The following is a 20,173-nucleotide window of genomic DNA, read 5'->3' on the forward strand; positions in this document are numbered from 1 at the left end:
ACCCAGCCTCGCAGCGGGGCCGTAAATGCCGCGTCGACCGGCCGGATCGGCCTGAATCCGTGCCCCACGGTCGCCTTCCCGCACGATCCGGCCCGCAGCGGCCGGCCAGCCTCGCTATACTCTTTCGACTTTCGGCTGAAAAGCCGAACCTTCGCTATACCGATCAAGCAGTTAGCGTCGAAAAGTCATCCACAAGACTAGGATGCGCGCGCGGTCAGGCGACACGCATCGAGCCGAGAACCCATCGCCGCATGCGTCTGTCCACGATCAAGCTGTCCGGTTTCAAATCCTTCGTCGATCCGACCACGCTGCATTTGCCGACCAACATGACCGGCATCGTCGGTCCGAACGGCTGCGGCAAGTCCAACATCATCGACGCCGTGCGCTGGGTCATGGGCGAAAGCTCGGCCAGCCGCCTGCGCGGCGATTCGCTGACCGACGTCATCTTCGCCGGCTCCTCGGCCCGCAAGCCCGTGTCGCAGGCGATGGTCGAGCTGATCTTCGACAACTCCGACCACACCATCACCGGTGAGTACGCGGCGTTCAACGAGATCTCGGTCAAGCGCACCGTCAGCCGCGACGGCAGCAACCAGTACTACCTCAACGGCGCCAAGTGCCGCCGCCGCGACATCACCGACCTGTTCCTCGGCACGGGCCTGGGCCCGCGCAGCTACTCGATCATCGAGCAGGGCATGATCTCGCAGGTCATCGAGGCCAAGCCCGAGGAATTGCGCGTCTACCTGGAAGAGGCTGCCGGCATCTCCAAGTACAAGGAACGCCGCAAGGAAACCGAAACGCGCATCCGCCACACGCGCGAGAACCTGGACCGCCTGAACGACCTGCGCGAGGAAGTCGGCAAGCAGCTCGAACACCTCAAGCGCCAGGCGCGACAGGCCGAGCAGTACCAGGCGATCCAGGCCGAACGGAAGGTCAAGGACGCCGAGTGGAAGGCGCTGGAACACCGCGCGCTCGACCAGAAGCTGCAGGGCCAGCGCGAGAAGCTCGCCCAGCAGGAAACCCGCCTGCAGCAGCTCATCGCCGAACAGCGCGAGGCCGAGCGCGAGATCGAAACCGGCCGCGTGAAGCGCGAGGAAGCCGCCGAGGCGCTCAACAAGGCGCAGGCCGCCAGCTATGAAGTCAGCGGCACGCTGGCGCGCATCGAACAGCAGATCCAGCACCAGCGCGAAATGGCCAACCGCCTGCAGAAGGCGCGCGACGAGGCCATGGCCGCGCTGGCCGAACTGGGCCAGCACATCGGCAGCGACCAGTCCAAGCTCGACGTCCTGCGCGCCGCCGTGGCCGAGGCCGAACCGCGCCTGGCGCAGCTGCGCGACGAGGACGGCATGCGCCAGGACACCCTGCGCGAGGCCGAAGCCGCCCTCACCGACTGGCAGCAGCGCTGGGACGCGCACAGCCGCGCGCAGGCCGAGGCCTCGCGTGCCGCGGACGTCGAACGCACCCGCATCGAACACCTCGACCGCCAGGTCCTGGACGCCGATCGCCGCCGCGAAGCGCTGAACAGCGAACGCGCCGGCCTCGACCTGACCGCGCTGTCGGATTCGTTCGCCGAGCTTCAGGAAAAGCACGAAACCCAGAAGTTCTCCATCGACAGCCTCAGCGAGGAGCTGGAGACGCGCAAGGGTGCGCTGGGCGAACTGCAGGAGCAGCAGCGCGCCACGCAGTCCGAACTGGCCGAAGTGCGCAAGCAGGCGCAGGCCGCGCGCGGCCGGCTGTCGTCGCTGGAAACCCTGCAGCACGCCGCGCTTGGCCAGGAGCAGGGCGCCGCGCTGGGCTGGCTGAAGGCGCGCGGGCTCGATTCGGCCACGCGCGTGGGCGAAGCGCTCGACGTCGACGCCGGCTGGGAAAACGCGGTGGAAAGCGCGCTCGGCCAGATGATCGAAGGCGTGCTGGTCGAATCGCCGGAGACGCTGGTGGAAGCCATCGGCGAACTTGGCGAAGGCCGCCTCGCGCTGGTCGATCCGCAGAACGATTCCGCGCAGTTCGCGCCGACGTCGCTCGCTTCGAAGGTGCGCGGGCCGATCGCGATCCGCCGCATCCTCGCGCGCCTGCATGCCGCCGAAGACCTGACCGAAGCGCGCACGCTGCTGCCGCGCCTGGGCGAAGGCGAATCCGTCATCACCCGCACCGGCGAGCGCATCGGCGCCGGCTGGGTGCGCGTGCTGCGTTCCGGCGCCGCCCAGCAGGGCGCGCTGCTGCGCGAACGCGAAATCCAGACGCTGCGCGGCGAGATCGAAACGCTGCTCTCGCGCGAGAAGGAACTCGAATCGCTGCTGGTGCAGCTGCGCGACCGCACGCTCGCCGCCGAGCAGCAGCGCGAGGACGCCCAGCGCACGCTGTACATGGCGCATCGCAGCGTGTCCGAACTCGCCGGCCAGTTGCAGAGCCAGCAGGGTCGCCTCGACAACGCGCGTTCGCGCATCGAGAAGATCGACGCGGAACTGGCCCAGCTCGCGCAGAACCTCGAATCGGCGCAGGACCAGGCTCGCGAGGCGCGCATGCGCCAGGAAGAGGCGGTCATGCGCATGACCGAACTCGAGGACACCCGCCAGGCGCTGGAAAGCGAGCGCCGCAACCTCGGCGAGGCGCGCGACCAGGCCCGCAACATCGCCCGCGAATCGCGCGATACCGCGCATGCGCTGGCGCTCACGCTGGAATCGCAGCGCACGCAGATCGCCGCGCTGGAGCAGGCGCTGTCGCGCATGGGCGGCCAGCGCGGCCAGCTCGACACGCGGCTGGAAGAACTCTCGCTGCAGCTGGCCGAAGGCGACGATCCGGTGTCGACGCTGGAAGAGCAGCGCCAGGTCGCGCTCGAACAGCGCGTGCTCACCGAACAGAACCTCACCGCCGCGCGCACGATGCTCGACGGCATCGACAACGACCTGCGCCGCTTCGAGCAGATCCGCCACCAGCGCGACGACCAGGCGATCCAGCAGCGCGAGGCCATCGGCCAGCGCCGCCTGGAGCAGCAGGCGCTCGTGCTCAAGGCCGAGCAGCTGGCGGCGGCGGTGGCAGAAGCGGGTTTCGTGCTGGAGGACGTGGTCAACACGCTCACCGACGACATGGACCCGCAGGTGTGGGAGCGCACGGTGTCCGAACTGGACGCCAGGCTGCGCCGCCTGGAGCCGGTGAACCTCGCCGCCATCGCCGAACACGCCGAGGCCGAGCAGCGCAAGGAATACCTCGACGCGCAGAACACCGACCTCACCACCGCACTGGAAACGCTGGAAGAGGCGATCCGCAAGATCGACCGCGAAACCCGTGGCCGCTTCAAGGACACCTTCGACCGGGTCAACAGCGGCGTGCAGGAGCTGTATCCGCGCCTGTTCGGCGGCGGCCACGCCTACCTGGAACTCACCGGCGAGGACCTGCTCGACACCGGCGTGTCGATCATGGCGCGCCCGCCGGGCAAGCGCGTGTCGAACATCTCGCTGCTGTCCGGCGGCGAGAAGGCGATGACCGCCGTGGCGCTGGTGTTCGCGATCTTCCGCCTCAATCCCGCGCCGTTCTGCCTGCTCGACGAGGTCGACGCGCCGCTGGACGAAGCCAACGTCGGCCGCCTCGCGCAGATGGTCAGCGAGATGAGCGAGGCGGTACAGTTCCTCTTCGTCACCCACAACAAGGCGACGATGGAAGCCGCGCACCAGCTCTCCGGCGTGACCATGCGCGAGCCGGGCGTCAGCCGCCTGGTGTCGGTGGACCTGGCGGAAGCCTCGCGCCTGGCGGGCGTTGCGTGACAACATCCGTGATTCGTGATTCGGCATTCGTGATTGGCAAGTGCAAACGCCGGCGCCGCGCTCTTTCCCGAATCACACATCACGAATCACGAATCACGGCCTCCTAGGAGCAAACCAATGTCCGACGTGACCCTGCTGCGGATCGGCATCCTGATCGCCGGCCTGATCCTGATCGCCGCGATCGTGTTCTTCGGCCGTCCGCGCAAGCCGGGACAGGGCAAGCGCGTGCCGCGCGAACCCGCGTCGAGCGCCGGCGCGCCGCGTCAGGAACCGACGCTGGGCGAGCAGATCGAACGCGATGCCGCGCAGGGCGCAGCCGGGTCGACCGCGCAGGCCGAGCTGGAGCTGTTCGACCGCACGCTGGAAGGCGGCGCCAACAGCGAGCTGGGCCGTCGCGTCACCGAGGAGTTCGACAAGATCGTCACTCTCTACCTGGCCGCGCGCGCCGGGCAGAAGCTGCACGGACCGGACATCGTCGTCGCCGCCGAGAAGGCCGGCCTGGTCTACGGTCACATGGGCGTGTTCCACCGCCTGGTCGAGAACCACCCCGAGCGCGGCCCGGTGTTCAGCGTCGCCAACATCATGAAGCCGGGCAGTTTCGACATGGCCTCGATCCAGTCGATGGAAACCCCGGCCATCGCTTTCTTCCTCACGCTGCCCGCGCCGGTGAACGCGCTGGACGCGTGGGAAACCATGCTGCCCACCGCGCAACGCATGGCCGAACTGCTCGACGGTGTGGTCCTGGACGAACAGCGCAACGCGCTGGGCCGCCAGCGCATCGCGCACATCCGCGACGAACTGCGCGCCTACGACCGCCAGCGCGAAGCGCCGCCGCTGACGAAGCCGGCGCGGTGGTGATGTCGCCTTGAGCCCCTCTCCCCGCGGGAGAGGGGTGGGGTGAGGGGCGGGACATGCGAGTCCGCTCGCGCTTGCGATGCACTCATGCGTGCATGCCGAAAGCAAGAATGAGCTTCAGGCACGTGCGGATGTCGTGCAGCCTGGATCCCGGCCTTCGCCGGGATGACGGCGTCGAGGAATGAGCCCGTCGATGCACTCACCGCTACAGCAACGGTGAAGGCTTCCGCCATCACCTCCACACCGCCAAACTATCCGCGTTCCCGCCGGACGACGGCCCAAGGACCGCCACGTGGCCAAGCCTTCCACCCCCGCCGACCGCATCGCCGAACTGCGCCAGCGCATCGACGACGCCAACTACCGCTACTACGTCCTCGACGATCCCTCGATCCCGGACGCCGAATTCGACCGCCTCCTGCGCGAGCTGCAAGCGCTGGAGGCCGAACACCCCGACCTCGTCACGCCCGATTCGCCCACGCAGCGCGTCGGCATCGCGCCGACCGGCACCTTCGCCGAGGTGCGCCACGCGATCCCGATGCTGTCGCTCGGCAACGCCTTCACCGAGGAGGAAGTCGCCGACTTCGAGCGCCGCATCGAGGAAAAACTCGGCCGTCGCGCGCCGAAGTTCTCGGTCGAACCCAAGCTCGACGGCCTGGCCATCAGCCTGCGTTACGAGAACGGCCGCTTCGTGCAGGGCGCCACGCGCGGCGACGGTGCCACCGGCGAGGACGTCACCGCGAACCTGCGCACGATCAAGGCGATCCCGCTGCAGATGCGCGGCAGCGACTGGCCCGCGGTGCTGGAAGTGCGCGGCGAGGTGTACATGCCGCTGGCCGCGTTCAAGGCCTACAACGAACGCGCGGTGAAGGAGGGCGGAAAGGTGCTCGCGAACCCGCGCAACGGCGCCGCCGGTTCGCTGCGGCAGCTCGATCCGCGCGTGACCGCGCAGCGACCGCTCGCGTTCTACGCCTACGCGGTGGGCATCGTCGAAGGCGGCGAACTGCCGCCGACGCATTCGCAGACGCTGGCGAAGCTGCGCGACTGGGGTTTCCCGGTCAGTGCGCTCAACGACGTGGTCGCGGGCGCGGAAGGACTGCTCGGGTACTACAGCGGTATCGGCAAGCAGCGCGAATCGCTGCCGTTCGACATCGACGGTGTCGTCTACAAGCTCGACGACTACGAAGGCCAGCGCGAAATGGGCTTCGTCTCGCGCGCGCCGCGCTGGGCGATCGCGCACAAGTTCCCGGCGCAGGAACAATCGACGGTGCTGGAAGGCATCGACATCCAGATCGGCCGCACCGGCGCGGCGACTCCCGTTGCGCGCCTGAAACCGGTGCAGGTCGCGGGCGTGGTCGTGACCAACGCGACACTGCACAACGCCGACCAGATCGCGCGACTGGACGTGCGCATCGGCGACACGGTGATCGTGCGTCGCGCGGGCGACGTGATTCCCGAAATCGTGCGTGTCGTGCCCGAATACCGCGATCCGCACGCACCGCAATGGCAGATGCCCACGCAGTGCCCGGTGTGCGGTTCGGAGATCGTCCGCGAGGAGGGCGAGGCGGTGTGGCGCTGCTCGGGCGAACTCACCTGCGCGGCGCAGCGCAAGGAAGCGATCCGCCACTTCGCGTCGCGTCGCGCGATGGACATCGAAGGCCTCGGCGAGCGTTTCATCGAGGATCTTTCGGACCTGGGTTATCTGCAATCCGTCGCCGATCTCTATCGACTAGAACTCGACGACCTGCTCGAAATGAAGCGGCGCGTGGACGAACGCGACGGGACGACGCCGGAGACGGTGAAGTCCGGCAAGGTCGCGACGAAGTGGGCCGAGAACCTCATCGCCGCGATCGACCATAGCCGCAACACCACGCTGGAACGCTTTCTGTACGCGCTCGGCATCCAGCACGTCGGCGAAAGCACGGCGAAGGCGCTGGCGAACTGGTTCGGCGACATCGCGCTGATCCGCCGCCTGCCGTGGCCGCTGTTCAAGCGCGTGCCCGACGTCGGCGGCGAAGTGGCGCGCGCGATCGGGCATTTCTTCGATCAGCCCGGCAACCAGCAGGTGATCGACGACCTGCTCGCGCGCGGCGTGACGATCACCGACACCCACGCGCCCAGCGCGAAGCTGCGCGACGGCCTGGATTTCGCGACGCTGCTGGTCGACCTGGAAATCCCGAAAGTGACGAAGGTGCGCGCGGAGCAACTCGCGACCGCGTTCCCGGACACGCAGGCGCTGCTGGATGCGCCGCAGCACAACTTCGTCACCGCCGGCCTGCCGAACGACACGGCGCAATCGCTCGCCGACTGGCTGGAAGACGAGGAGCACGCGCGGCTGCTCGGTCGCGCGGGCGAATCGCTGGCGCTGCTCGATTCGCTGACGCCGGCAGGCGAATCCGCAGCGACGGGTCCGCTCGACGGCCAGACCACAGTGCTCACCGGCACGCTGACGGCGATGGGCCGCGACGAGGCCAAGGCGAAGCTGGAAGCGCTCGGCGCGAAGGTCGCCGGCAGCGTGTCGAAGAAGACCAGCTTCGTCGTCGCCGGCGAAGCGGCGGGTTCCAAACTCGACAAGGCGACCGAACTGGGCGTCGAGATCTGGGACGAAGCGCGGCTGCTCGCGTTCCTCGCGCAGCATGGAGGCTGACCGCATGGGCGACTGGCAACCGTCGGCCTCGTTCGATGCCCTGCGCCTGCGCGCACGGCTCAACGCGACCGTGCGCGCATTCTTCGCGCAGCGCGACGTGGTCGAGGTGGAAACGCCGGTGATGTCGATGGCCGGAAACACCGATCCGAACATCGCCTCGTTCCACCTGGAATTCAGTGGCCGGACCGACGGCGCGCCGCGTACGCGCTGGCTGCGCACGTCGCCGGAGTATCCGTTGAAGCGGCTGCTCGCGGCGGGCTTGGGCGACTGCTACGAACTCGGTCGCGTGTTCCGCGATGGCGAAGCGGGCGGTCGCCACAATCCCGAGTTCACGATGCTGGAGTGGTACCGCCTGGGCTGGGACCACACGCGGCTGATCGAGGAAACCGCCGCGCTGGTGCAGGCGGCGCTCGCACTGGTCGGACGCACGGCGACGCTGTCGCGCATCGCGTATCACGATCTGTATCGCGAACGCCTTGGCATCGATCCGGCCACCGCCAGCGACGACGCGCTGCGCGCCGCGCTCGGCGAGGTCGTCATCGATCCGGCGGGCCTGACCCGCGACGACTGGCTCGACCTGTTGATGACGCACCGCCTGCAGCCCTCATTCGGAGCGGACGAACTGCTGGCCGTGTACGACTACCCGGCCTCCCAATGCGCGCTGGCGCGGATCCGCGAGGGCGAGCCGCCGGTCGCCGAGCGGTTCGAGCTCTACCTGGGCCCGCTGGAACTGGCCAACGGCTACCACGAACTCGCCGACGCGGCGGAGCAGGGGGCGCGGTTCGACCGCGACCGGGAGGTCCGGCGCGGACGCGGCGACATCGAACCGCCGCGCGACGAACGCCTGCTAAAGGCGCTGGCCGCCGGCTTCCCTGCCTGCGCGGGCGTCGCGCTCGGCATGGACCGCCTGATGATGGCGATGCTGGGAACCGGTCGCATCGCCGACGTGCTGGCCTTCGACTTTTCGCGTGCTTGATGTCCCGGATTCGCACACCCGCCGACTCTTGATGCCCGTTTACGCATGGACCCTTTACAGTGGCGGTTGGAAGACAGGGGTGCATGATGCGCGGCTTGGCAGTTTCGGCGTTGCTTGCGGCATGGGCGGTGGTCGTACCCGAGGCGTGGGCGCAGGAAGAAGGCGGGCGTTTCTACGGCGATCGCATCCTGCGCTGCGAGTCCAAGGACGGCGAGGACAACGTCTGCCCGGCCGACGTCCGCGGCGGCGTGCGCCTGCTGCGCACGCTGTCGCGCACCGACTGCGACGAGAACGAGACCTGGGGCGTCGGCGCCGCCGGCGTCTGGGTCAAGGACGGCTGCCGCGCCGACTTCGTCCTCGGGTATGGCGGAAGCGTCGGCAGCGGCTACGGCTCGCGCGTGTTCCGCTGCGAATCCAGGGGCAACCGCTGGACGCACTGCCCGGCCGAAACCCGCGCCGGCGTCGAGCTGATCCGCCAGCTGTCGAAGAACCCCTGCATGCGCGGCCAGAACTGGGGCGCCGACACGCGTGGCGTGTGGGTGTCCGGCGGCTGCCGCGCCGAGTTCCGCATGATGGTCGACGTCGCCAGCGAAACGCCGCGCGAGATCGTGCGCTGCGATTCGGTCGACAAGCGCCCGCGCCATTGCCCGATCGACACCAAGGGCGGCGTGCGGATGTTCCGCCAGCTTTCGCGCGCGGCCTGCATCGAGGGCCGCAGCTGGGGCGTGGACGACAACGGCATCTGGGTCGAGGACGGCTGCCGGGCGGAGTTCGAGATCCACCAGAAGCAGCAGCAATCCGGCGGCTGAACCGCCGTGGGCGGGGCCGCTGCGGTGCGGCGCCCGTTAAGCCTTCCCCATTACGCTGAGACCAATTCTCATCGCACGCAGGGGGCTTCGATGATCGCGAATTCGCTCAGGTGGGTCGGACTGCTGGTCGTGGTCGCGGCCGGCGCGTTGTGGGCGCAGCCCGCGCGGGCGCAGGTCGACGCGGAGCGTTACGGTGCGCGGCAGATGGTGCGCTGCGATTCCAACGACAGCCGCCACCGCTACTGCGCCGCCGACACGCGCGGCGGCGTGCGGCTGGTGCGCCAGTACTCGAAGGCGTCCTGCGTCGAAGGCCGCAGCTGGGGCTACGACCGTGGGGGCATCTGGGTCGATCACGGCTGCCGCGCGGAATTCGTCTCCGGCCGCGGCGGCGGCTGGGCCGGCGGTGGCCAGGGTCGCACCGTGCGCTGCGATTCCAACGACAACCGCTATCGGCAGTGCGCCATCGACGGCCGCGACGCGACGCTGGTTCGCCAGTACTCGAAGTCGGCGTGCATCGAAGGGCGCACGTGGGGCGTCGGGCGCGGCTTCGTATGGGTGAACGACGGCTGCCGCGCCGAGTTCGCCACCGGCGGATATGGCGGTGGCTGGGGCGGCGGCAACGGCGGCGGACACGGCGGCGGCTGGAACAACCCCGGCTGGGGCGGTCCCGCGCAGACGCTCTACTGCGGTTCCGACGAGCACCGCCAGCGCCGCTGCAACGTCACCGTCCGCCGCGACGCGCGCCTGGTGCGGCAGGCGTCGAAGGCCGCGTGCATCGAAGGGCGCAGCTGGGGCTGGGATCGCAACGGCATCTGGGTGAGCAACGGGTGCCGGGGGGATTTCCAGGTGCAGTAGGCGCGCGCGGGAACGAGAAACGGGAAGGGCGTGCTGACGCACTCGTTCCTCCTTCACTCGTTCCCCGCTTCCTCCCCTCGTCCCTCGTTCGAAACATCGGCGCTGTAAACTCGCCGGATGAACACCAACGCCATCGATTTCGACCGCTACGACCGCATCCGTCCGATCCGCTGGACCGGGCAGGCCCTGGAACTGCTCGACCAGCGCAAGCTGCCGTTCGTGGTCGAGTACGTCACCTGCGCCGACAGCGACGCCGTCGCCGAGGCGATCCACGCGCTGACCGTGCGCGGCGCGCCTGCCATCGGCATCGCCGCGGCATGGGGCGTGGTGCTTGCCTCGCGCACGATCGAAGCGAACGATGGACGCGACGCGGTCGCGAAGCTCGAACCGGCGATGCAGCGCCTTAATGCCGCGCGTCCGACCGCGGTGAACCTCGCCTGGGCGCTGGCGCGCATGCGCCGCGTCCTCGCCGCCGCCGGCGCGGACTGGCGCGAAGTGCTCGAACGCGAGGCGCAGGCCATCGCCGACGAGGACCTCGCCGCGAATCGTCGCATGGGCGCGCTGGGCGCCGCGCTGATTCCGCCGGGCAGCGGCGTGCTCACGCATTGCAACACCGGCTCGCTCGCCACCGCCGGTTTCGGCACCGCGCTCGGCGTGATCCGCGCCGGCGTCGCCGAAGGCCGCATCGACAAGGTGTTCGCCGGCGAAACCCGCCCGTGGCTGCAGGGCGCGCGCCTGACCGTGTGGGAACTCCAGCAGGACGGCATCTCGCCCACGCTGATCGCCGACGCCGCCGCCTCGCACCTGATGAAGTCCGGCGACGTGCAGTGGGTGGTCGTCGGCGCGGATCGCATCTGCGCCAACGGCGACACCGCCAACAAGATCGGCACCTACCAGCTCGCCATCGCCGCACGCCACCACGGCCTGAAGTTCATGGTCGTCGCGCCGTCCTCCACGGTCGACATGGAAACGCCGTCCGGCGATGCAATCCACATCGAGGAGCGCGACCCGGGCGAGCTGTTCGCCGTCGGCGGCATGCGCACGGCGGCGGAGGAAATCGGCGCGTGGAATCCGGTCTTCGACGTGACGCCGCATGAGCTGATCGACGCCATCGTGACCGAGCGCGGCGTGATCGAGCGGCCGGACGAAGCGGCGATGAGGGCGGCCTTCGGCTGATCCCCGCAGAACCCCTCTCCCGACGGGAGAGGGGCTGGGGTCAGGGCAACGGGCCCCGGGGCGTACCGATCGCAATGCGCGGCAATCCGCATTGCCGCCCCCGCACCTCGCAAGCCGCCAGCGCACCCGGAAAACGCACGTAATTTTCCCGCAAGTCCTTGTTTCTGGTCAGGAATCGGCGGGACTCGGAACCCCATTCCGTGCTATCATTTCCTGTCGATCCGACACCGCCCGCAGCGGACTGGAACGCCAGCCCGCAAGGGGTGTTTTGCGGCTGAAACATCGCGCTGAGTGAACCGCCGGTTCAGCCGCGCGCAAACCACCAAACACGGAAACCCGATGGCCGAACTCGCCAAGGAAATCATCCCGGTCAACCTCGAAGACGAGATGCGCCGCAGCTACCTCGATTACGCGATGAGCGTGATCGTCGGACGCGCGCTCCCGGACGCGCGCGACGGCCTCAAGCCGGTGCACCGCCGCGTGCTGTACGCGATGAATGAACTGGGCGCGCACAGCAACAAGCCGTATTACAAGTCGGCGCGTATCGTCGGTGACGTCATCGGTAAGTACCACCCGCACGGCGACACGGCCGTGTACGACACGCTGGTGCGCATGGCGCAGCCGTTCTCGCTGCGCTACATGCTGGTGGACGGGCAGGGCAACTTCGGTTCGATCGACGGCGACAACGCCGCGGCCATGCGATACACCGAGGCGCGCATGTCGCGCATCGCGCATGAGCTGATGGCCGACATCGACAAGGAAACCGTCGATTTCCAGCCCAACTACGACGAAAAGGAACTCGAGCCCACCGTCATGCCGACGCGTGTGCCGAACCTGCTGGTCAACGGTTCGGCCGGCATCGCGGTCGGCATGGCGACGAACATCCCGCCGCACAATCTTTCCGAAGTGATCGACGCGACGATCGCGCTGATCGACGAGCCGACGATCGACGTCGACGGCCTGCTGCAGTACATCCCGGGCCCGGATTTCCCGACCGCCGGCATCATCAACGGCACCGCCGGGATCACCGCCGCGTACCGCACCGGTCGCGGTCGCGTGCGCATGCGTGCGCGCGCGGAAGTCGAAGTGGCCGACAACGGCCGCGAGGCGATCGTCGTCACCGAAATTCCCTACCAGGTCAACAAGGCGCGTCTGATCGAGAAGATCGCCGAGCTGGTCAAGGAAAAGAAGCTCGAAGGCATCAGCGAGCTGCGCGACGAGTCCGACAAGGACGGCATGCGCATCTACATCGAGGTCAAGCGCGGCGAATCGGCGGAGGTCGTGCTCAACAACCTCTACCAGCAGACCCAGATGGAGTCGGTGTTCGGCATCAACATGGTCGCCATCGTCGATGGCCGGCCGAAGCTGCTGAACCTGAAGGAGATGCTGGAAGTCTTCGTCAAGCATCGCCGCGAAGTCGTCACCCGCCGCACCATCTTCGAACTGCGCAAGGCGCGCCAGCGCGCGCATGTTTTGGAAGGTTTGACGGTCGCGCTCGCGAACATCGACGAGATGATCGAGCTGATCAAGACCTCGGCGAACCCGAACGAAGCGCGCGACCGCATGCTCTCGCGCACGTGGGAGCCGGGCCTGGTCGGCGCGCTGCTGGCCGCGGCCGGCAGTGATGCGTCGCGTCCGGAAGACCTGCCGCAGGGCGTGGGTCTCATCGACGGCCGCTACCAGCTGACCGAAACGCAGGCGCAGCAGATCCTGGAAATGCGCCTGCACCGCCTGACCGGACTGGAGCAGGACAAGCTCACCGACGAATACAAGCAGCTGCTGGAAACCATCCGCGGGCTGATCGAGATCCTCGAGGATCCGAACGTGCTGCTGGAGGTGATCCGCACCGAGCTTCGCAACGTCAAGGAAGAATTCGGCGACGCGCGCCGCAGCGAGATCCGCGCGAGCGAGGAAGACCTCGACATCCTCGACCTCATCGCGCCCGAAGACGTGGTGGTCACGCTGTCGCATTCGGGTTACGCCAAGCGCCAGCCGGTCAGCACATATCGTGCGCAGAAGCGCGGCGGCAAGGGGCGCAACGCGGCCTCGACGAAGGACGAGGATTTCATCGACCACCTGTGGCTGGTGAACACGCACGACACGCTGCTGACCTTCACCAGCGCCGGTCGCGTGTTCTGGCTGCCGGTGCACCAGCTGCCCGACGCCGGCCCGAACGCGCGCGGCCGTCCGATCATCAACTGGATCCCGCTGGAGAACGGCGAGCAGGTGCAGGCCGTGCTGCCGGTGCGCGAGTACGCCGAGAACTGCTTCGTGTTCTTCGCCACGCGCAACGGCACGGTCAAGAAGACGCCGCTCACCGAGTTCGCCTTCCGCCTGCAGCGCGGCAAGATCGCGATCAACCTCGATGACGGCGACGCGCTGGTGGACGTCGCGATGACCGACGGCCAGCGCGACATCATGCTGTTCGCGAGCAACGGCAAGGCCGTGCGCTTCTCCGAGGACGCGGTGCGTTCGATGGGCCGCACCGCCACCGGCGTGCGTGGCATCCGCCTGGCCGAAGGCGAGGAGGGCGATGACGGCGACGACAACGGTGGCAGGAACACCAGCGGCGCCTACGTCGTCAGCCTGATCGTCGTCGAAGGCGATGGCGACATCCTCACCGCCAGCGAACGCGGCTACGGCAAGCGCACGGCGCTGGAGGAATACCCGCGCAAGGGTCGCGGCGGCCAGGGCGTGATCGCGCTCAAGACCACCGAGCGCAACGGCAAGCTGATCGGCGCCGTGCAGCTGTCGGATCACCACGACGTGCTGCTGATTTCCGACGGCGGTACGCTGGTGCGTACGCGCGCGGCGGAGATCTCGCAGGTCGGCCGCAACACGCAGGGCGTCACCTTGATGCGCCTGTCGGCGGAGGAAAGCCTGCAGACGATCGAACGCGTGGACGCGTCGCTCGACGAGGACGAGGAGAACGGCGGCGAATCGCCGGTCGATACCGGTCCGGTCGACGGCGCATCGGATGAGGCTTCGACGGAAGCGGATTCGCCCGTGGCGGGCTGACCGGAGTCGTTCCGCTGAACGAAAACGCCGCCTTCGGGCGGCGTTTCGTTTGGATTCCAGGCAGTTGCGGGCGATCAGCCCAGCACCCGCACCGCGTCCCCGCGCCGGACCACGCCCGGCGAGCGCGGAATCAGATGGCGCCCGAACGTCACGCCGACGTCGAACCGCCGATAGCCGGTCAGCGTCTTCAACGGCTGTCCCTCGTCCGACTTGCGCCCGGTCAAGGGATCGACGTTGACGAAGTTGCAGCGCGTGCAGGGCTTGGCGACGTCGAACTCCACCTCGCCGATCGCGATGCGCGTCCACGCGTCCTCGGCGTGCGGTGCATCGACATCGACCACCAGGTTCGGACGGAAACGCAGCATCGACACGGGCGTTTCGAGCTTCGAATTGAGGAGCGCCAGCGAGCCGCGCCCCAGCAGCATCACCGGGAAACTGTCCGCGAACCCGACGACGTCGCCTTCGCGCGCGAAGGCCGGATCGACCTGTCGCCGCACCGACTCGTCCATGTACACCAGCCGCGCGACGATGCCCAGGTAACGGCCCAGCCATTGCGCCGCCTCGGTGGATGCGTGCACGGCATCGACGGGCTTCTTCCAGATCTCGACCGTCGCGTGTTCCATGGACGACGGGATCGCCACGTGCAGCGAGGGCATGCCCGGCGCATCGAGCGTCAGCCCGCCCGCGACCGGCTGCGCGCGGATGAGCGTGAGTTCGGGGAACTGGCGCCCGGTGATGAAGCGTCCGTCGCCATCGACGATCATCCAGCGCCGGTCTCCGGCGAGCCCGCGCGCTTCGACCCGTGCCTCGTCCAGCGCCACCGGCGCGCAGGACTTGACCGGATACAGGTACAGATCGCTCAGCTTCATGGCGGTACGGAGTGGGAAGAAGCCTCATCGTGACCGCACCGCGTGTCGTGGTAAAGGAGACGATTGCCGGGGGAGCCGTGGCCTGCCGGTTGGCGTGTCGCACCGTCCTGTCGACGTCGCGCTTCGCTTCTATACTCGCGGCCAAACCTGGGGAGATCGCATGAAGCGCGCAGCGGAAGGATTCGTTCGAGCGGGCCGGAACCGTGTCCTATGGACGCGCTGGTTCATGTTCGCCGGGCTCGCATTGATGACGCTGGCCGGCTGCAGGCGCGATGCCGACGGCCAGCTTCCGGCGCCTAGCGGCGAGGCGATCCAGGCGAAGGCCGAAGCGGTGAAGGGCTTCGTCCTCGTCGCCGCGTACCCGGACCAGAAGGGCGACGAGCAGCTCGCCATCGCGCTGGAATTCAGCAAGCCGCTGGTGGGCACCCAGTCGTTCGACGAACTGATCGCGGTGACCGACAACAACGGCGCCGTGGTCAAGGGCAGCTGGGTGCTGTCGGACGACGCGAAGCTGCTGCGCTTCCCGCACGTGGATGCCAGCCGCGAGTACGCGGTGGCCATCAAGGCCGGGCTGACCGCCGCCTCGGGCGAGCGGCTCGCCGGCCCCGTCAGCAGACAGGTCTACACCGGGCCGCTGGATCCCGTCGTCGGCTTCGCCTCGCAGGGCAGCGTCCTGCCGGCGCGCGAAAGTCGCGGCCTGCCGGTGGTGTCGGTCAACGTGCCGGAAGTGGACGTCGAATTCCTGCGCGTGCGCGAGAAGGAACTGCCGAAGTTCTTCGCCGAATACCAGCGCGGCGGCCGTCGCGGCAGCTGGGAACTGGGCAGCGAATACAGCGACAAGACGCCGCTGGACCGCCTCGCCGATCCGGTCTACGTGAACCGCTTCGTGCTCGGCGGCAAGCGCAACGAACGCGTGCTCACCTACCTGCCGGTGCAGGACATCAAGGAACTGCAGGAACCCGGCCTGTACTTCGCGGTGATGAAGCGCGCCGGCCAGTTCCAGGACCAGTACGAGACCGCGTTCTTCACCGTGAGCGACCTCGGCCTGCACGTGCGCGCCTACCAGGACTCGCTGTTCGTGCATGCCGCGTCGTTGCAGTCCGGCGCGGCGGTGTCCGGCGTGGAACTGCGCATCCTGGATTCGCGCGGCGAGCCGGTGCTGAAGGCCGAAACCGACGGCAACGGCAACGCGCTGGTGAAGTACCGGCTCGACGCGACCTACGTGCTGGTGGCGAGCAAGGGCCGCGACGTGTCGATGCTGCCGTTCAACCAGCCGGCGCTGGACCTGTCGGAGTTCGCGGTCAACGGGCGCGAACAGGCGTGGTTCGACGTGTTCGCCTGGTCCGGGCGGGATCTGTACCGCCCGGGCGAAACGGTGCGCGTCTCGGCGCTCCTGCGCGACCAGGACGGCCAGCCCGTCGCGAAGGCCGGCAAGCCGACGCAGCCGGTGTTCCTGCGCTACGTGCAGCCCGACGGCAAGACGTTCCTGGAAACACGCCTGCAACCCGATGTGCAGGGCTACGTGCGTCATGCGCAGGTGATTCCGGCGGACGCGGCGACCGGCCGCTGGCGCGTGGAATTCCGTACCGATCCGGGCAGCAAGGACGCGGTGCAGGGCATGACCCTGCGGGTGGAGGAATTCCTGCCCGAACGCCTCAAGCTCGACCTCGACGCGCAAGCCGTCCTCAAGCCGGGCGAACCGCTGAAGCTGCGCGTGGACGGCGCCTATCTCTACGGCGCGCCAGCGGCGGGCAACCGCTTCACGGCGAAGCTCGCGGTGGCGGTCGAACAGCATCCGCTCGAACAACTGCCCGGCTGGTTCTTCGGCGATCCCACGCTGACCTTGCCGAAGGAAGCGGCCGACGTCGTGGACGCCACACTCGACGCTCAGGGGCGGCTCGCGCAGGACATTGCTTTGCCGGCCGAAGCCACGCCGACCAGCACCATCGCCGCGATCCTCACCGGCAGCGTGTACGAAACCGGCGGGCGCAGCGTCAATCGCAGCCTCAAGCGCGTGCTGTGGCCGGCCGACGCGCTGGTCGGCGTGCGCCCGCTGTTCGACGACAAGGAAGGCAGCAATGCGAATGCGACGGCGGGTTTCGAAATCGGCCGCTACGGCAGCGACGCCCGGCCGCGTCCGGCGAAGGCGCTGCGGGTGACGCTGGTGCGCGAGCATCGCGACTACCACTGGAACCACGGCGACGACGGCTGGGATTACGACTTCACCCGCCGTTACGAGGACATCGAAACGCGCACCGTCGACGTCGGCGGTTCCGCGACGCGGGTCGATTTCCCGGTGGAATGGGGCGATTACCGCCTCGATGTGTTCGATCCGGCGACCAGGCTCACCACGCGTTATCCGTTCACCGCCGGCTGGAGCTGGAGCGACGACAACCGCGGCCTCGATGCGCGTCCGGACAAGGTCAAGCTCGCGCTCGACAAGACGTCCTACCGCGCCGGCGACACGCTCAAGGTCACGTTGACGCCGCCGCATGCGGGCAAGGGCCTGCTGATGGTCGAGACCGACCGCATGCTCTACGTGCAGGACATCGACGCCAAGGCGGGCAGCACGTTCGAGGTTCCCGTTACGAAGGACTGGGAGCGCCACGACGTGTACGTCACCGCGCTGGTGTTCCGTGGCGGCAGTGCGCCGAGCAGGATCACGCCGGCGCGTGCGGTGGGCGTGGCGTTCGTGCCGATGGACCGTCGCGATCGCAAGATCGCCGTGGGCCTGTCCGTACCGAAACAGATGCAGCCCGAACGCGAACTGCCGGTCACGGTGAGCGCGCCGCAGCTCGCCGGGCAGGACGCGTTCGTCACCGTGTCGGCGGTGGACGTGGGCATCCTCAACATCACGCGTTTCCCGGTGCCCGACGCCGCATCGCATTTCTTCGCGCAGCGCCGCCTCGGCGTGGACGCCTACGACGTCTACGGCCGTGTGATCGAAAGCTTCGAAGGCGACATGGCCAGGATCCGCTTCGGCGGCGACATGGCGCTGGCCGCGTTGCCGCAGGCGCGGCGTCCGACCGCGAAGGTGCAGACGGTCGATCTGTTCGCGGGGCCCGTGAAGCTCGATGCGAAGGGCAACGCGCGCGTGCGGCTGACGGTGCCGGACTTCAACGGCACGTTGCGCGTGTCGGCGATGGTCTATTCGGCCGACAAGTACGGCAGCCGCGCGGCGGAAACCATCGTGCGCGCGCCGGTGCTGGCCGAAGCGAGCCTGCCGCGCGTGCTCGCGCCGGGCGACAGGAGCAACGTCACGCTCGACGTGCAGAACTTCACCGGCCGCGCCGGCACGTTCAAGGTGCAGGTGACGGGCGAGGGCCCGATCGCCGTCGCCGATGGCACGCGCACCGCGCAGCTCGCTGCGGAAGCGAAGACCACCTACACCTTCCCCTTGCAGGCGCGCGCCGGCATGACCGTCGCGCGGGTCCGCGTACGCGTGGACGGCAACGGCGTGAAGGTGGATCGCCGCTACGACCTGCCGGTGAGGCCGGCGTGGCCATCGGTGGTGCGCGCACGCACGAAGGTGCTGGATTCGCTCGGCGCGATCGCGCTCGATGAGGCGCTCGCCGACGGCCTCATGCCCGAATCCGTCAACGCGCGCCTGTCGGTCAGCGCCTTGCCGCCGATCCCGTTCGCCACCGCGTTGCAGGGCGCGCTGGAATATCCGTACGGCTGCGCGGAGCAGACCACGAGCAAGGGCTTCGCCGCGCTGGAACTCGACGATGCCACGGCGAAGATGCTCGGCACGACGGGCCTCGATGCGGCGAAGCGTCGCGCACGCATGGAAGGCGCGTTCGGCCGGCTGGCGGCGATGCAGATCGGCTCGGGCCATTTCTCGATGTGGGGCGATGGGGATTACGTCAACCCGCTGATCACGCCGTATGTCGTGGAGTTCCTGCTCGAAGCGCGCCAAGCCGGCTTCGCCGTGCCCGACGCGATGCTGCAGAAGGCGCTGAAGGTGCTCAACGAGGACCTGCTGTCCGGCGGTTCGCCGTTCTTCGGCTACGACCGGCGCGAACACCTCAAGTTCGCCTACCAGGCCTACGCCGGCTACGCGCTCGCGCGCGTCAACCGCGCGCCGCTGGGCACGCTGCGCGCGCTGTACGACAACGAGCGCAAGCAGAGCCTCACCGGCCTGCCGCTGGTGCATCTGGGCATCGCGCTGTCGTTGCAGGGCGACAAGGCGCGCGGTGCGAAGGCGATCGCCGAAGGCTTCGCACGCGATGCAGCGGATCGTCCCGAGTACCTCGGCGATTACGGCAGCCGCCTGCGTGACGATGCGCTGATGATCGCGCTGGTGCACGAGCACAAGCTGGCGAAGCCGGAATTCGACGCGCGCGCGGTGGATCTCGGCCGCGAACTGGACGCGCGCCGCAATCGCGGCTGGCTGTGGCTGAGCACGCAGGAACAGGTCGCCATCGCGCGCCTGGGCAAGGCGCTGACGGCGGAGCAGGGCAGGCAGGTGTCGGGCGAATGGAAGGTCGGCGATGCGTCCAGCGACGCGGGTCCGGCGCGGCTGATCGGCCGCCTGTTCGACGCCGCCGCCGTCGCGCGCGGCGTGAGCTTCACGCCGAAGGGCGAGCCGCCGTTGTATGCGAGTTTCGAAGTCGCCGGCGTGCCCCGCACGGCACCGGCGCCGGAGAACTCCGTCATCGACGTCGTCCGCAAGTACTACGCCACCGACGGCACGCCGTGGGCCGGCGGCGCACTGGCCGAAGGCGACGCGCTGATCGTGCAGGTCAACGTGCGCGCGAGCCGGCCGATGCCCGACGCGCTGCTCACCGACCTGCTGCCGGCGGGGCTGGAGATCGAGAACTTCAATCTCGGCGACGGCAAGCAGTGGGCCGGCGTGGTCATCGACGGCATCGAGCTGAGCGATCGCGACGATGCCGCAGAAGTGCGCCACGAGGAATTCCGCGACGACCGCTACGTGGCCGCGCTGAAGCTCGACGTGGGCGACACGGCGCGCGTGTTCTACCTGGTGCGCGCGGTGACGCCGGGCACGTACACGGTGCCGCCGTCGCTGGTGGAGGACATGTACCGGCCGGAGCTGCGCGGCGTCGGCAAGGTCGCGCCGGCGACGCTGACGGTGGTGCAGCCGGGAGGGAAGTGAGGTTCGAAGTGAAGTTGCAGCGGATGCCGATGGATCGCGGGCTGCGCGAGTGCAGCCCGCATCGCCCATGTCCCGACATCCCGGCGAAGGCCGGGAT

General features: G+C 68.6%; 10 protein-coding genes. 9 read left to right on the plus strand and 1 reads right to left on the minus strand.

Annotation, left to right across the window (positions count from 1 at the left end):
• Positions 1-251: 251 nt before the first annotated feature.
• From smc to gyrA, 8 genes are all read left to right on the plus strand, one after another.
• Complete coding sequence (gene smc, locus AC3ANK_RS07430; RefSeq protein WP_484172594.1) at positions 252-3,755, plus strand: chromosome segregation protein SMC; 3,504 nt, start codon at positions 252-254, stop codon at positions 3,753-3,755.
• A 117-nt stretch (positions 3,756-3,872) separates the two neighbouring features.
• Entirely contained in the window at positions 3,873-4,613 is a 741-nt protein-coding gene (zipA, locus tag AC3ANK_RS07435) for a cell division protein ZipA (RefSeq protein ID WP_206859015.1), read from the plus strand.
• Positions 4,614-4,902: 289 nt separating this feature from the next.
• Complete coding sequence (gene ligA, locus AC3ANK_RS07440) at positions 4,903-7,254, plus strand: NAD-dependent DNA ligase LigA (RefSeq protein ID WP_484172595.1); 2,352 nt, start codon at positions 4,903-4,905, stop codon at positions 7,252-7,254.
• 4 nt (positions 7,255-7,258) lie between these two features.
• Positions 7,259-8,230, plus strand: coding sequence for an EF-P lysine aminoacylase EpmA (gene epmA / locus AC3ANK_RS07445; RefSeq protein ID WP_242524939.1), 972 nt, complete (start codon positions 7,259-7,261; stop codon positions 8,228-8,230).
• 83 nt (positions 8,231-8,313) lie between these two features.
• Positions 8,314-9,039 carry a DUF3011 domain-containing protein gene (locus AC3ANK_RS07450; protein ID WP_484172596.1) on the plus strand — a complete coding sequence of 242 codons (726 nt, stop codon included), beginning with the start codon at positions 8,314-8,316 and terminating at the stop codon, positions 9,037-9,039.
• Between the two features lie 90 nt (positions 9,040-9,129).
• Positions 9,130-9,894: a DUF3011 domain-containing protein gene (locus AC3ANK_RS07455; protein ID WP_484172597.1), complete on the plus strand. Its 765-nt coding sequence runs from the start codon at positions 9,130-9,132 to the stop codon at positions 9,892-9,894.
• Between the two features lie 117 nt (positions 9,895-10,011).
• Positions 10,012-11,070: an S-methyl-5-thioribose-1-phosphate isomerase gene (gene mtnA / locus AC3ANK_RS07460; RefSeq protein WP_206859009.1), complete on the plus strand. Its 1,059-nt coding sequence runs from the start codon at positions 10,012-10,014 to the stop codon at positions 11,068-11,070.
• 339 nt (positions 11,071-11,409) lie between these two features.
• The gene (gene gyrA, locus AC3ANK_RS07465) at positions 11,410-14,088 is read left to right on the plus strand and encodes a DNA gyrase subunit A (RefSeq protein ID WP_484172598.1); all 2,679 of its coding nucleotides are present in this window, start codon (positions 11,410-11,412) and stop codon (positions 14,086-14,088) included.
• A 74-nt stretch (positions 14,089-14,162) separates the two neighbouring features.
• On the opposite strand, the gene AC3ANK_RS07470 is transcribed toward gyrA, so the two are convergent.
• Positions 14,163-14,957 (minus strand): MOSC domain-containing protein, encoded by a 795-nt coding sequence (locus AC3ANK_RS07470; RefSeq protein ID WP_484172599.1) that lies wholly within the window; start codon positions 14,955-14,957, stop codon positions 14,163-14,165.
• A gap of 226 nt (positions 14,958-15,183) precedes the next feature.
• Between AC3ANK_RS07470 and AC3ANK_RS07475 the strand changes: the two genes are divergently transcribed.
• Positions 15,184-20,076 (plus strand): alpha-2-macroglobulin family protein, encoded by a 4,893-nt coding sequence (locus tag AC3ANK_RS07475; RefSeq protein ID WP_484172600.1) that lies wholly within the window; start codon positions 15,184-15,186, stop codon positions 20,074-20,076.
• Positions 20,077-20,173 lie beyond the last annotated feature (97 nt).

It is taken from the genome of Lysobacter sp. SCRH-1R, assembly GCF_057747855.1.

Bases quoted from the DNA above. Each gene is read 5' to 3' on its own strand.
- smc (WP_484172594.1), top strand. From the start codon at position 252: ATGCGTCTGTCCACGATCAAGCTGTCCGGTTTCAAATCCTTCGTCGAT.
- zipA (WP_206859015.1), top strand. From the start codon at position 3,873: ATGTCCGACGTGACCCTGCTGCGGATCGGCATCCTGATCGCCGGCCTG.
- epmA (WP_242524939.1), top strand. From the start codon at position 7,259: ATGGGCGACTGGCAACCGTCGGCCTCGTTCGATGCCCTGCGCCTGCGC.
- AC3ANK_RS07450 (WP_484172596.1), top strand. From the start codon at position 8,314: ATGATGCGCGGCTTGGCAGTTTCGGCGTTGCTTGCGGCATGGGCGGTG.
- AC3ANK_RS07455 (WP_484172597.1), top strand. From the start codon at position 9,130: ATGATCGCGAATTCGCTCAGGTGGGTCGGACTGCTGGTCGTGGTCGCG.
- mtnA (WP_206859009.1), top strand. From the start codon at position 10,012: ATGAACACCAACGCCATCGATTTCGACCGCTACGACCGCATCCGTCCG.
- gyrA (WP_484172598.1), top strand. From the start codon at position 11,410: ATGGCCGAACTCGCCAAGGAAATCATCCCGGTCAACCTCGAAGACGAG.
- AC3ANK_RS07470 (WP_484172599.1), bottom strand. From the start codon at position 14,957: ATGAAGCTGAGCGATCTGTACCTGTATCCGGTCAAGTCCTGCGCGCCG.
- AC3ANK_RS07475 (WP_484172600.1), top strand. From the start codon at position 15,184: ATGTTCGCCGGGCTCGCATTGATGACGCTGGCCGGCTGCAGGCGCGAT.